This is a genomic window from Aeromonas crassostreae, assembly GCF_054052445.1.
Genome location: NZ_JBSTYM010000023.1, coordinates 1 through 14,161, shown reverse-complemented (window position 1 = coordinate 14,161; position 14,161 = coordinate 1). Strand labels below are relative to the sequence as shown.

Below are 14,161 nucleotides of genomic sequence, written 5' to 3'. Positions count from 1 at the left end.
AGGGCCGGCGCAGGCCGACCCTCTGTTCGTCAATCTGTCTTGCTCCTCAGCCCAGCAACTGGCGCAGCCGCTCCTGTGCCACCCCCACCAGCAGATCTGGCTGGAACTTGGAGATGAAGCGATCGCAGCCCACCTTCTTGACCATGGCCTCGTTGAAGTTGCCGCTCAGGGAGGTATTGAGAGTGATGAAGAGATCCCCCATGCGCGGATCGCTGCGCACCTCGTGGGTGAGCCGATAGCCATCCATCTCGGGCATCTCGGCATCGGTGATCATCAGCAATAGCTCGTCGGTCACCCTCTTGCCTTCATCGCACCAGCGTTTGAGCAGCGTCAGGGCCTGCAGGCCATCCTGGCATTCGATCACCTCGAGCCCGAGCTGGGCCAGGGTGTCACGGATGAGGTTGCGTGCCGTGCTGGAGTCATCGACGATCAGCACCTTGCGCCCCGCCATCTGCGGCAGCAGTGCCCTGTCCAGCACGGACTCAGAGATGCGGATGTCGTAGGTGATGATCTCCGCCAGCACCTTCTCCACGTCGATGATCTCGACGATCTGCTCGCTCTCCCCCTCCCGCAACCGGGTGATGGCGGTGAGATAGTTGGCCCGCCCGGCCGAACGGGGCGGCGGCAGTATGTCCTTCCAGGTCATGTTGACTATGTTGGCCACCTGGCCGACCAGGAAGCCCTGTATGGTGCGGTTGTACTCGGTGATGATGAGATTGGCCTCCCCCTCGACGCCCTGACCCCGCATGCCGATGGCGCTGCGCAGGTCGATGACGGGAATGGAGACCCCGCGGATGTTGGCCACCCCACTGATGTTGTGGTGGGACCCCGGCATCTTGTTCAGGCGGGGCAGCTTGACCACCTCCCGCACCTTGAACACATTGATGGCAAACAGCTGGCGGGAGCCGAGTCGAAACAGCAACAGCTCCAGGCGATTCTCCCCTACCAGTTGGGTACGTTGATCCACTGAATCCAATATGCTCGCCATGACTCCCCTTTCTCCCTTTCAGAATGCTGGCCCAGTATAGGGACTCGCCGATCCCGCTACCATGGCTCTTGCTATGTTATGTCGGCCGGCCCATGGATTTTCTTGATAAAAAAACGGGGCCTGAGGCCCCGTTTGCGTCGTCAATGCCCGTCTAAACCGCTGCAGACCCGCTGCCATCGCCCGCTCTGGGCTCGCAGCTGACACAGCGACCGGGACAACTCAGTAGTTGCAGACCAGCTTCCAGCTGCCGTCGCCCGCCTTGGGCTCGCTGCTGGTCCACCAGTTGGCCTGCCACACCGCCTTGCCGTTGGTCATGCGATCGCTGCCACTGGCATGATCCCCGCGCGGCCAGCTCGGGTAGGCCGGATAGGCCGCCGGATCCACGCTCTGGCTGGCGCAGCTGGTGTCACCGCTGCCGCCGTCACCGCCACTGCTGCCCCCCAGCACCGCCTCGGCCAGGGCCGGGAAGTCGGACTTCAGGCCTATGGTCTGGCTGCCGGCAGCCAGGCGCATGCCGCTCGGCACACCGGCGGCCGGCAGGTAGTAGGTCATGGCCACTTCCACCTCGGTGCCCGGCGCCCAGGCCTTCCAGCCCGGCAGCGTCAGGGCCACCTTGTGGAAGTCCTTCTCATTGGCGATGCCGTCGGAGTTCTGGTTGCCGCCGCTCTCCACCACGGCCAGCCCCATGCCGCTCTGGTCGGTGATGGTGTCGGAGGTGGAGGTGGGCATCAGGAACTCGATGCGGGTGCCGCCCGGTATGGTCTGGGTCGAGTTGTTGGTGAGCTTGAGGGTCGGGTTGATGGGGTAGTTGGAATCCCCTTCCTTGAAGCCGGAGAGGCTGACGCCGATGTCGAGCTGGGCCGCAGGCGCAGGCAGATCGTTCTGCTGCAAGTTGGCCTTGCTCGCCGTGGCGAACTTGTCATACGCCAGGCTGGTGAGGGTGCTGCCCATCACGTACTCGTTCTTGGCGGGATCAAAATCATAGTCCCCCGCCATCTCCCAGAACATGACGCCCCCCAGCCCGCGCTTGATGATGTAGTCCAGCTTGTGACCCATGGACTCCTCATCTTCGGTGGAGAGGAACACCTTCTTCTGCTCGTTCCACAGCCAGGGCGAGTGGGCCTTGTCGTCATAGTAACGCACGTACTGACCCTGCATCACATCGGCCGGGTTGTTGGCATCCAGCCCCCAGGCCGCGCCATAGCTCGGCATGCTGGTGATGCCGAGGCTGGCCGCGTGCTCCAGGTTCTTGGCGTGCCACATGGGCACGGCGCCACCGCCGATCTCGTTGCCGTTCTTGTCAAGATCATGCCAGATGTTGTCGATGCCGACCGCGCCGTTGCCGCAGGGAATGGTGCTACCACCCGTGCCCGGCTGGCAGTCGCTCTGGCTCGGCAGCGCCGCCTTGCCACCCAGGCCATGGGTGCCACCGGTGACCCCCTGCCAGCCACGGGTGTAATAGGGCACCCCTATGTTGATCTTGCCCGCCGCCATGGCGCCACGGAAATAGTGGGCCGCCCAGGCGGAGTTCAGGTAGCCGATGGCACCGAACTGGGCCTGGTTGTAGACGCCCCACTGGGCCAGCTCGGGATCCGCCTTGTTGTCGAACAGGGCGGCGTTGTGGCCGACGAAGTGGTTCCAGGCGCCGTGGAAGTCATAGGTCATCAGGTTGACGTAATCCAGATACTGGGTGACCTGGAAGTTTTCCATGCCGCGCAGCAGGTAGGCCGACGCCGGCGAGGCGATGGTCAGCATGTACTTGCGACCATCCTCGCTGCCGGCGCTGTCGAGCCGCTCGCGCAGTGTCTTCATCAGCACTTCATAGTTCGCAAACAGCTTGCCGCGGCACTGGTTGGAGAGCGGGAAGTCGTTGGGGTTGCCCGCATCCTTCATGGAGGTGGGGTACTCGTAGTCGATATCCACCCCATCGAAGCCGTACTGGCGGATGAAGCCCACCGCCGAGTCGGCGAAGGCGTTGATGCCGGCAGTGTTGACCGAACAGTCGCCCTTGGTGGTGGCGGTGTAGAAGCCACGGGTATCGGCCCACCCCCCCACGGAGATCAGGGTCTTCACGTCCGGATACTGCTTCTTGTACTTCGACAGCAGGTTGAAGTGGCCCTGGTAGGCGAACTCGGGATCCATTTCGGCGCCCGGCACCCCGTCCCAGGTCAGCTTGGTGGCGGCATCATCCACCTTGATGGTGTGACTCTGTTCGTCCACCGCCGCGAAGGCGTAGTTGATGTGGGTGATCTTGTCCCAGGGGATGTCGCCCACCAGGTAGGAGGGCAGGCCGTTCTTGCCGGTGCGCCAGGAGGTGAAGTAACCGATGACGCGGCGACCATGGTCATCCCCCATGCACTCGCTGCCGTCGGCGCGGTAGATCTGGCGCACGTCGCAGGAGAGGTTGTCGCCGGTGGGCGGCAGGGCGGCCTCTTCGACGCTGACCGACACGGGAGCCGACTCGTCGGACAGGCTCTGACTGTCCACGGCAACCAGGGTCAGGGTGACACTGCCCTTGGTTTGCGGGGTCCAGCCCAGCTGCCAGGGGGCGCTGCTGTCCTCGCCCACCTTCTTGCCATCGACGAACAGCTCGACCTTGGCGACGTCGTCATTGGCGTCGGTCACATTGCCGGTCACTGTGAGGGCACGGCCCAGGGTCAGCTTGGCACCCGCGGCGGGGCTGGCGATGCTGACCCGAGGCGCCTCGGGGGCGACCACGGCGGTCACGGTCACGGCGGCCTGGGCTTCATCCAGGCTGTTGCCATCCTTGTCCAGGGCGCGGGCCGTCACCTGATGAGGGCCGACGCCGCTGGCGGACCATCTGGCGGACCAGGGGGCGGCCGTGGCCAGGGCTACCTGGCTGCCATCCACCAGGTAGGCCACCTGGGCGACCGCTGTGTTGCCACCAGTCAGGGTCACGGCCAGGGCCAGTTCGGCCCCTTCGCTCACCGAGCTACCTGCGGCGGGGGAAGAGAGGGCGAGCTCAAGCGGCTCGGGCCCGGGCGGATTGGGGTCCTGAGACAGGGTCCAGGCATCGGCCCAGACGGCGCCGACACCGGGCTCGTAGTGATAAGGGGAAGCCCCGCACCAGCCGGAATAAGGGAATGCCTTGCACTCGTAGAGGTTGCCGACGTTGCTGACGATGTCGCCAGCCTTGTAGGCTGTGCCGGCCTGATAGGCGGGGTAAGCGGCCTGCGCCCAGGCAGGGACGGCCGCAAGGGCGACCAGCATGGCAAGCCTGCTGGGCCTCAAGATCTGTTGCATATTGTTATCTTCCTTGTTTTGTCTTGGCGTTAAGACCGGGAAAGCGCAATCGCAACAGGGAGGTAAAAGGGAACGACAACAGGCCTTGGACGGGGCCACATACCCTCATGTCACCCTGGGAAACCCCGCTGTCTGGCCCGGATGGGACAGATCGGAGGCTTTGCGTCCCGGCATCACTGCCGGTTTGCCCTTTACCTGGGTTCCGTGAGGAACGGCTCGAGTATAGAAAGTCCGACGCAAATGCTCAATCTTCATTCACAAAGAGAAATATGTTTGCCCGGTCATGAGGAAACCGGCGAACGGCTGCGATCGTGTCGCCAACGCCTGGCACATGACCACAATGTCAGCCTGCCGCCGCAAATTTGTCACCATCATGAAGCAAGGGGTGATGACGCGAAACTGTGAACCATCTCATGGCGCCATATGAATTTGGTGCTTGATGGGAGTGGCCGGCGAGCGCCGGATGCAGGATAAGGCAAAACATGGCGTGGCGCCGACGCGCCCATGACAAAAAGGCCACCGCGATAACGGTGGCCTTTTTGCTTCTCGTGACGAGAATTTGGTGGAGCTACGCGGGATCGAACCGCGGACCTCTTGCATGCCATGCAAGCGCTCTCCCAGCTGAGCTATAACCCCAAGTTGTGGCGAATCAAGGTCAAGACCTTCACTCTGAATTTGGTGGAGCTACGCGGGATCGAACCGCGGACCTCTTGCATGCCATGCAAGCGCTCTCCCAGCTGAGCTATAGCCCCAAATTCTTTCTTCATTAGACAACCGGTTCTGGCGGCCGGTTGCCCTCACTCTGCCATTCAAATATCAAATAGTGGTGGAGCTACGCGGGATCGAACCGCGGACCTCTTGCATGCCATGCAAGCGCTCTCCCAGCTGAGCTATAACCCCACAAAGGTCGGCCTGGGTGATACACACCACACTGCCCTGGGTACTGCATTGTCAATTTGGAACCTGGTGGAGCTACGCGGGATCGAACCGCGGACCTCTTGCATGCCATGCAAGCGCTCTCCCAGCTGAGCTATAACCCCTTTGATTCCAGATTGTTCGAGGAGAATTTGGTGGAGCTACGCGGGATCGAACCGCGGACCTCTTGCATGCCATGCAAGCGCTCTCCCAGCTGAGCTATAACCCCAACTCACCTCGGCGCTACCAAAGTTATCTCTGGCAACGGAGGCGCATGATAGGCATCGACCGCTTTGCTGTCAACCCAAAAATAACCCCCGTTGAAGCGTTTAGTCAAAATTCAGTCAGTTAGCTGTTTTTACCGTCAATCTCGTCGCTATGTCGCTGTTTTATGTCATGAATCTGAGCGCAACACAAAAACAAAGGGCTCCTTTGCAGGAGCCCTTTCACATCGGCAACAGGGTTTATTCAGCGGCCATGACCAGACCGATGACACACTGCGGCAGACTTACTCGGCGGCCATGCGCGCTTCGATATAGGCAAGCGCCCGGTCGATACGGGCCAGCACCCGCTCCTTGCCCACCAGCGCCATCACGGCGTCGGCGATGCCAGGAGGGGGACTGACCCGTACCGGCGCTCTGAATTACTCGGCTGCCATGCGCGCTTCGATGTATGCCAGGGCGCGGTCGATGCGGGCCAGCACCCGCTCCTTGCCCACCAGTGCCATCACGGCGTCGATGGCCGGGGACTGACCCAGACCTGTGACGGCCACGCGCAGCGGCATGCCGACCTTGCCCATGCCCTGACCCAGCTCGGCGGCGGTGGCTTCAATCAGCTCGTGCAGCGCTTCCGTGGTCCAGGTCTCCAGGGCCGCCAGCTTGGTCTTGGCCAGAGCCAGCGGCTCGGCGGCGACGCCGCGCAGGTGCTTCTTGGCGGCCGCTTCGTCGATCGCCTCAAAATCTTCGAACAGATAGCGGCTCTGGGCGGCCATCTCCACCAGGGTGTTGCAGCGCTCGGCCTGCAGGGTCACCACGTCGGCCAGTGCCGGGCCATTGCTGGTGTCGATCTGCTGGTTTTCCATGTGCCAGGCCAGATGCTTGGCCACATAGGCCGGATCCAGGCTGCGCATGTAGTGGTTGTTCAGCCACAGCAGCTTGTCGGTGTTGAAGGCGGAGGCAGACTTGGAGATGGCATCCAGGCTGAACAGCTTGATCATCTCGTCCAGGGTGAAGATCTCCTGATCGCCGTGGGACCAACCCAGACGCACCAGATAGTTGAGCAGGGCTTCCGGCAGGTAGCCGTCGTCGCGGTACTGCATGACGGAGACTGCACCGTGGCGCTTGGAGAGCTTGGCACCGTCGTCACCCAGGATCATGGAGACGTGGGCAAACTCCGGCACAGGCGCGTTCAGCGCCTTGTAGATGTTGATCTGGCGCGGGGTGTTGTTGATATGGTCTTCGCCACGCACCACGTGAGTGATCGCCATGTCCCAGTCGTCCACCACCACGCAGAAGTTGTAGGTGGGCGCGCCGTCGGTGCGGCGGATGATGAGATCGTCGAGCTCGGTGTTGGCGAACTCGATGCGGCCGCGGACGTGGTCATCGAACACCACTGAGCCTTCGGTGGGGTTGCGAAAGCGAATGACGTGGGGCGCATCGGCCGGGTGATCGTGGGCACCATCGCGGCACTTGCCGTCATAGCGGGGCTTCTCGCCGCTCGCCATCTGGCCTTCGCGCAGCGCCTCCAGACGCTCCTTGGAGCAGTAGCACTTGTAGGCGCGGCCATCGGCCAGCATCTCGTCGATGAGGCCGTTGTATCGGTCGAAGCGCTTGGTCTGGTAGTAGGGGCCCTCATCCCAGTTCAGCTCCAGCCATTCCATGCCCTCAATGATGGCGTCGATCGCCTCCTGAGTGGAACGTTCCAGGTCGGTATCCTCGATACGCAGCACGAACTCGCCGCCCTGGCTTTTCGCGTAGAGCCAGGAGTAGAGCGCGGTACGGGCACCGCCGACGTGCAGGAAACCGGTCGGGCTGGGAGCAAAACGGGTTTTGACTTTCATCTTTAAGCCTTGTGTAGAGGGCCTTGGGCCAATGCGTTAGAAAAACCGCCGCATTTTAGCACCGACAATGACGGATGGGAAAACCCGCACATCCGGCACGGCCAGCGCCGGATGGCAAAAAACCCTGGGATAGGGCCTTGCCATGCCCCTTCCCCTCCCGGACATGAGGGGGATCGCAAAAATCACTGGCATTTTCGGCTCTACTTGCAACAACGGCTGGATATTTCATCTACCAAGCCGATATTTCAACCAACTTAACGCTAAGACAAGGAAGGCATGATGCAGTTTCGCTCTATCGCACACCGCATCCTGGTGATGACCGGGATTGCCATGACCACGGCCCTGGTGATCCTGATCCTGCAGACCCAGTATTCTGGTCGCCAGACCCAGCAACTGACCGTCGACTCCAGCCGCGCCGCCTTGCAGGAGGAGGCGTGGCAGAAGGTGGGTGCCGAGGCCCGCGCCGAGGCAGCCGCCATCACCCAGTTGCTGCAAAAGGGGCTCTCCTATGCCCAGCAACTGGCCAGCGTCCTGGCCCTGCAACAGGAGGGCAAGCTGCCCCTGGATCGCCAGCAGGTTATCGAGCTGCTCAAGGCCCAGCTTGGCCTGGAGCCCCAGCTCTATGGCGCCTTCGCGGGCTTCGAGCCCGACGGTTTCGACGGCCAGGACAGCGCCTTCACAGGCCAGAGCGCCATTGGCAGCGACGACAAGGGGCGCTTCGTCCCCTACTTCTATCGGGACGGTGCCAGCATAGGCTCGGATCTGCTGCTCTCCATCGAAAAGGGCGAACCCGATGAGTTCGGCAATCCCGCCAACGACTACTATGCCTGCCCCAGGCAACAGGGCCAGGCCTGCCTCATCGATCCCTTCAAGGTGGACATCAACGGCCAGCAGGTGCTGGTGAGCACCATCACCAGCCCCATCCTGGCGGGCGGCCAGTTCAAGGGCATTGCCGCCCTGGATCTGGCGGTGGATGCCATCAACCAGCAAGCCAGGCGGCTCAACGACAACATCTATGACGGCAAGGGAGAGACACTGATCATCAGTGCCGCCGGCGTCATCACCGGCACCAGTGGCGATGCCAGCCTGCTTGGCACGCGTGCCGACACCCTGCTCGGCGAGGGGTGGTCGCAATACCTGACACCCGAGCTGCAGCGCCAGGAGCTGGATGGCGCATTTCGCATCTCTGTGCCCATCGCTGTACCCGGCATGGCCCGCAACTGGGCCATCATCGTCACCCTGCCCTATCAGGTGGTGCTGGCGGGGGCGGATCGGCTGGAGGCCCGGCTCAACGAGATGAACCGGGCCGCCATGAGCCAGCAGCTCATCGGTGCCCTCATCGTGCTGGGGCTGGCCCTGCTCGCCATGCTGGTGATCGCCCGCACCATCACGGGCCCCATCCGCCAGATGGTCAGCCTGGTGGATGACATCGCCGATGGGGAGGGGGATCTCACCAAGCGCCTGAACACCCGGGCCCAGGACGAGCTGGGCGCACTGGCCCGCGGCATCAACCGCTTCATCGACAAGTTGCAGGGGCTGCTCGGCGACGTGCAGAAAACCGCGAGCGAGGTCCATCGCCACGCCGGGGATACCGACCGCATCGCGGGGCAGACGGATCGCAACCTGCAATCCCATCAGGCCGAAATGGAACAGATGCTGACCGCGGTGCAGGAGATGTCTTACGTCAGCCAGGAGGTAGCCACCCATGCCAACAACACCGCCGATTCCGCCAAACAGGCCCAGGGTGCGGCGGACGAGGTGCGTCAGCTGGCCCGCAATACCCAGCAGGCGGTGCAGAGCACCCAGGACCTGATCGAGAAGATACGTCACAGTTCGACCAATGCCGTCGGCGCCATCACCCTGAGCCAGCAGTTGACGCAGCAAGCGGTGAGCGAGGCGGATCTGGCGGAGGCGGCCCTCGCCAGCATCTTCCAGGCCATCGCCACCATCAACGACATGACCTACCAGATAGCCTCCGCCGCCGAGGAGCAGAGCTCGGTCGCCGAGACGGTGTCTGGCAACCTGGCCAAGACCAACATGCTGGCAAACGACATCGCCAGGGACGCAACCGATACCGCCCAGGCCAGCCAGGCCCTGCGCCAGGGGGCGGAGCGATTGCAGCACCTGCTGGGGCAATTCCGCTTGCGCTGATAAATTTCCTGCCAGGGGCTCTCCCCCTCGGGGGCGAGTCCGTTTACCATAGGCGCCTGATTTGCCTGATGGCAGGCAATTGTAGTGAGAGGTAACTGCCGTGCCCACCCCGGATCGTCGCCCCCGTGGCCATAACAGACGAGCACAGCGTCATAGAGACGAGTCACAAGGATCCCTGCTTGAACGCATCAATGCAGCCACCCTGCCCCTGCGCCAGCAACTGGGTCAGACCCTGGCGCGGCTGAAAAACAGGGAGGCCCCCAAGGCCAGGGCGAGCGAGGGCCGCCAGTGGCAAAGTCCCCTGCCCCGCAAACATGGCATCGCCCTGCTGATCCTGATCCCCCTCTGGCTGATCTTGCTGGCCTGGGAACCCGCCCCCGGCGCACCGCAATCGGCCCCCTCGGGTTCCCTGAGCGTGCCCATCGCCATCCCGGCCCAGGGCCAGGGCCAGGGCGAGCTGCGCCAGCCCGAGACTGGCGCCGTGGCCGCGCCGGAACCCGAGCCGGTGAACGGCAAGTGGCTCAACCACAAGGTCGCGGCGGGTGAGACTCTCTTCTCCCTCTTCCGCCAGTTCCAGCTGCCCGGGGTCGAGCTCAGTCGGCTCATCGCCATCGAGGGGCCGGACAGGCCCCTGACCCGGATGCAGACCGGCAAGAGCGTCAACATACTCGTCGGGGATGACAGGCGCATTCAGCGCGTCGAGATCCGGGACGACTTCCAGGTGCTCTATCGCTACGATCGCCAGGGTGAGGGATTCGCCCTCAAGGAGTGATCCCCCAGAGGGATCCCATCGAGATAAAGGAGGCGTCATGCCTCCTTTTTCATGGCGGCGGCCCATAGGCAACGGCTTGATAGCGCAATAGTTTTACCTTGCTCAAAGATTGAATGGCCGATGTTTGACAAGGATCGGCGCTCACGTACAATCGTTTTGCTTTTAACAGGGACCGTTGAGTAGGACTGAGACACATCAGCAGGTCAGTCATGGCTCTCCCTGTCTTTTAGGCAAACCCTGCCTGTACCAGGCGTTAGTTTCATTTTGCAATAGATAGGACTTACACATGTCTGACATTCGCACCGGCCAAGTCAAATGGTTCAACGAAACCAAGGGTTTTGGCTTCATCGAGCAAGCTCAGGGACCGGACGTTTTCGTTCACTTCTCCTCCATCCAGAGCACGGGTTTCAAGACCCTGGCCGAAGGCCAGAAGGTTCAGTTCACCGTGACTCAGGGTCAGAAAGGCCCGCAGGCTGAGAACGTCACCCTTCTCTAAGCCGCCGCCTTGCTAGGAGGAGTCCTCTCCTCCTATTTGCCCGCTCTATTTGCCTCCCGCTGCTCGCCAGCCCCCCTTCCCGATCCGCCGCGTCAAGGGCCCTTGTTCCTTGCCTCGAACACCACGCCGTCCCCTTGCCGTTTTGCTCCCTTGCCCCACACCGCTTCCCTGCGCGGGGTCCGCACCAAGAAAAACGGTGGCCTGAGCCACCGTTTTTGCCGTGGATGGGTCGCACCCTTATTTGTCGATCTCCAGCATGTGATTGTTGAGCATGAAGTCGATCACCTGGCTCGAGGTGGCCCCGCTGTTGCCGGTCAGGGTATCGAAGCTGTGGTTCACCAGCACTATCTCCTGGCTCACCTCGCTGCTGGCCGATGTCTTGACCTGCAGGTGAACCCCTTCATCGTCCTGGAACACGGAGAGCAGGCTCTTCAGATCGTCCGGCTGCTGAGTGTCGTCCTGATCCAGCAGATCCCGCAGATCCAGCTTGTCTCGCAGTGAGGCGTCATCGCGGCTCGGGTTGAAGTCTGTGATGGTATCCACCATCAGCTTGCCCTCCTCGATATCGCCTTTGCTCCAGATGAAGATGTCGGATCCGTCACCTCCGGTCAGGATATCGTTGCCCAGCCCGCCGATGAGCAGGTCATCACCGGTACCGCCATTGAGGATGTCATCGCCTTCTCCGCCATACAGGGTGTCTGTGCCGCTGCCACCATGGAGGCTGTCGTCCCCCAGACCGCCGTACAGGGAGTCATCCCCGGTTCCGCCAAACAGGATGTCATCCCCGGCGCCGCCGTCCAGGATGTCATTGCCTTCCTGACCGTAGAGGATGTCGCTCCCCTCGCCCCCCATCAGTACATCCGCCTTGTCATTGCCGGATGATTGATCGAACTCGCTGGCATGCTGCTGGATGTAACGGTGCACCTCGGCATCCAGGACGACGCTCTGGTTCAACTTGTCCGCCACATACTGCTTGATGGCCGCGTATCCCTCTCCCGCTATGCCGTTGAAGTGCACCGCATCCCCGAACAGGATGTCATCACCGGCCCCGCCATCAAACCTGTCGCTGCCAGGCAGGTTGCTGTTGGTGGAGCCCAGTATGGTGCTGGCCAGATCGCTGGCGTCCACATTGGTATGGGTGACCCCATCCGAGTCATAGGATCTGAGGTCGTCCTCGGAGATGTTCGCTCCCAAGCCGATGGCTTCAACAATCACTCCTATTGAGGTCAACAGCTGATAACCCAGCAAGGCGTCGGCGCGAACGTCATCGGTGCTGTTTCGACCATCCCCACCCAGCAGCTGGATCTGGTTCTGGCCGTTGCTGCCCTTGACGATGACGCCCAACGTCTTCACAGGAGACCAACCGCCAAGGATGTTTTGAGCCCACTTGATCACTTCTCCCTTTTCGTTGACCACTTCACGCCCGTGATAAGTCACGGTATTGCCGATCACATAGCTGCTGAGGTTCAAAGAGGTAGTACTGAGATAGGTATCACTTTCGTAAAACCCATCAAAGATCTTGATTTCATTCAACTTTGCTGTCGTGGCGAGAACATAATAGGTCGGCTCGCCATCGGTGATGAAGTAGGCCAGGTTCTTCGCATCCACATTGCTTGTCGCCGTGCTGGCGGCAAACCAGTCCGCCGCCTTGCTGAATGCGGCCTCGTAGTTGGTGCCACCATTTGCGGACATCCCCTCGAGGGCATCGAGCAAGGTCTTCAATGCCCCGCTATCGGCCAGATTGACACTGACGCTACCGCGGGTCGTGGTATCGAAATCCACGAGCAAGAGATTGACGGTACCCGCATTGTCGGTGCCCGCACTGGTCTTGAGGCTGGTAAAGACCTGCTCCAGCTGGGTGCGGATCGTCTCCATCGCCTCGTCACCGATACTGCCGGAACTGTCGACGATGAAGGCGATGTTGTAGTTCTGACCCGACAGCACCACGCTGCCGTCCAGATCCCCCACCACTATGTTGTGCTCGCTGCCATAGCTGCGAGTCTGATCCCCCTGCTCCCCTTCCGTGCCCTGGAAATAACTCAGCCGTATGCTGTCATCATCACTGGCCGTGTTGGCCTGATCCGTATGCAGCTCCCGCGTGGTTGCCTCCACCTTGAGATCCACCTGACCCGCCTGGGCACCAGGCACCTTAAGGACGAGGCCAGTCAGGGAGACATCCAGGGCATTGCCGCTCCACAGGCCGCGGCTCCCAGACAGGCTGAGTGTGCCGCCCGCCCCAACGATGCCGAGCAGATCATGGCCCTGATAGAGCTTGCTCCCTGCCGGCATGCCGCTCAGCAACAGGCTGTCGAGCACTTCACTGCCATCGCGGTCCGTGAGGGAGACATTGATATCGACCGGGTAATCGACCTGGGTCGGCTGCACCATGGTCAGCTCCCCCGTGACCTGACTGATGGCGTAAATGCCATCATCAAACTGTACGAGCTCGATATCATGGAGTGCCTTGATGACCCCTGCGTCCCCTTCATTCACGCGGAAATCAAACCAGGCATCATGGACCGAGTGGCCGCTCCCTTTCTGAACCACGTAATCGGCCCGGTTGCCGCGCAACACGGCAATATCATCGCCCGCGCCACCATAGAGACCATCGTTGCCCAGACCGGCCACCAGGATGTCGTCGTCAGCCCCGCCATAGAGGGAATCGCCCTGCGCTGCGTTGCCGCCAACCAGCAGATCATCTCCCCCCTTGCCGTAGAGCATGTCGCCGCCACCCTTGCTGCTCAGCAGGTAGTCATTCTTGGTATTGAAACCATTCAACTGATCATTGCTGCTGCTGGCGTCCCGCTTCGGAGCGCCGACTCCCAGAGCGTTATGGTCGATATTGCCTGACTGGAAACTGTCGGTGCTGATGCCAAAGCTCGGGAACCCCTGGTAGAGGAGGGTGCCATTGCCGCTCAGGGTCACCTCCACCATGGGCTTGTCGGCCACGGCCTCAATGTCGATCACCAAGGTGCCGCTGTTGCTGAGCTGGGTGCCGTCACTTACCTTGAACTCGAAGCTGGCATAGTCCCCCTTGAGGTTGCCGCTGTCGTTGCCCTGCCCGTTGCGGTTGTCGGTGCTGGACTCATGACTGCCTGGCACCAGGCGCAATTGGCCCGCCTCTATCTCGCCTGAGGTGATGCTATCCCCCACCTTCACTGCCACCCACTGACCCGCCCCATTGAGGTACTGCAGGGTGCCGTTTTGCGGCAAGGAGCCAATCACCACACTCAGATCCCCGTCGGCCTGGTCATCACTGGCACCAAATTGGTCCCATGCCAGCACCAGGGGAGTGTCTTCCATGCCAATGCTATGACCACCCGTGGTCACCGGGGGAGCATCGTGGTACATGGTGGCGCTGTCGCTGCCCGGCTGGGATTCGTTGCCCGCCGCATCCACCAGGGTGGCGGTCACGGTCAGCGCCTCGCCATCGGCCGGACGGTCAAACTCGTAGCCCACCTTGCCCGCAAGGATATCGGCATCGCTCAACAGGCGGTCGGCCTGGCCGCTCACCTT

At 61.8% G+C, this 14,161-nt stretch carries 7 protein-coding genes, 5 tRNA genes, 1 pseudogene and 1 riboswitch; of the genes and pseudogenes, 3 read left to right on the top strand and 10 right to left on the bottom strand.

What is annotated here, in order from left to right:
- Positions 1–46: 46 nt before the first annotated feature.
- The 9 genes and pseudogenes from ACW5W4_RS15610 to gltX form a co-directional block, all read right to left on the bottom strand.
- Positions 47–988 (bottom strand): chemotaxis protein CheV, encoded by a 942-nt coding sequence (locus ACW5W4_RS15610; protein ID WP_456689996.1) that lies wholly within the window; start codon positions 986–988, stop codon positions 47–49.
- 219 nt (positions 989–1,207) lie between these two features.
- A complete protein-coding gene (locus ACW5W4_RS15605; RefSeq protein WP_456689995.1) occupies positions 1,208–4,252 on the bottom strand; it encodes a glycosyl hydrolase family 18 protein in 3,045 nt (1,014 codons plus the stop codon).
- Between the two features lie 115 nt (positions 4,253–4,367).
- A riboswitch (cyclic di-GMP riboswitch) is annotated at positions 4,368–4,451 on the bottom strand.
- 361 nt (positions 4,452–4,812) lie between these two features.
- Positions 4,813–4,888, bottom strand: a tRNA-Ala gene (locus tag ACW5W4_RS15600).
- Between the two features lie 40 nt (positions 4,889–4,928).
- Positions 4,929–5,004: transfer RNA gene (locus ACW5W4_RS15595), tRNA-Ala, on the bottom strand.
- A 72-nt stretch (positions 5,005–5,076) separates the two neighbouring features.
- Positions 5,077–5,152, bottom strand: a tRNA-Ala gene (locus tag ACW5W4_RS15590).
- 64 nt (positions 5,153–5,216) lie between these two features.
- Positions 5,217–5,292 (bottom strand) — tRNA-Ala (locus ACW5W4_RS15585).
- A 28-nt stretch (positions 5,293–5,320) separates the two neighbouring features.
- Positions 5,321–5,396: transfer RNA gene (locus tag ACW5W4_RS15580), tRNA-Ala, on the bottom strand.
- A 279-nt stretch (positions 5,397–5,675) separates the two neighbouring features.
- Positions 5,676–5,780 (bottom strand): annotated as a pseudogene (locus ACW5W4_RS15575) (glutamyl-tRNA synthetase); the annotation flags it as partial.
- A 30-nt stretch (positions 5,781–5,810) separates the two neighbouring features.
- Positions 5,811–7,226, bottom strand: coding sequence for a glutamate--tRNA ligase (gene gltX / locus ACW5W4_RS15570; RefSeq protein WP_456689994.1), 1,416 nt, complete (start codon positions 7,224–7,226; stop codon positions 5,811–5,813).
- Between the two features lie 279 nt (positions 7,227–7,505).
- Here gltX and ACW5W4_RS15565 point away from each other — a divergent pair, with 279 nt between their 5' ends.
- The 3 genes from ACW5W4_RS15565 (at position 7,506) to ACW5W4_RS15555 (ending at position 10,645) form a co-directional block, all read left to right on the top strand.
- On the top strand, positions 7,506–9,377 hold the full coding sequence (locus ACW5W4_RS15565) for a methyl-accepting chemotaxis protein (RefSeq protein ID WP_456689993.1): 1,872 nt from the start codon (positions 7,506–7,508) through the stop codon (positions 9,375–9,377).
- Positions 9,378–9,477: 100 nt separating this feature from the next.
- A complete protein-coding gene (locus ACW5W4_RS15560) occupies positions 9,478–10,149 on the top strand; it encodes a LysM-like peptidoglycan-binding domain-containing protein (protein WP_456689992.1) in 672 nt (223 codons plus the stop codon).
- Positions 10,150–10,435: 286 nt separating this feature from the next.
- Positions 10,436–10,645 (top strand): cold-shock protein, encoded by a 210-nt coding sequence (locus ACW5W4_RS15555; RefSeq protein ID WP_041998347.1) that lies wholly within the window; start codon positions 10,436–10,438, stop codon positions 10,643–10,645.
- A 237-nt stretch (positions 10,646–10,882) separates the two neighbouring features.
- Here ACW5W4_RS15555 and ACW5W4_RS15550 read toward each other — a convergent pair.
- Positions 10,883–14,161 (bottom strand): VWA domain-containing protein (locus ACW5W4_RS15550; protein WP_456689991.1); only part of this gene is annotated, 3,279 nt, incomplete at its 5' end.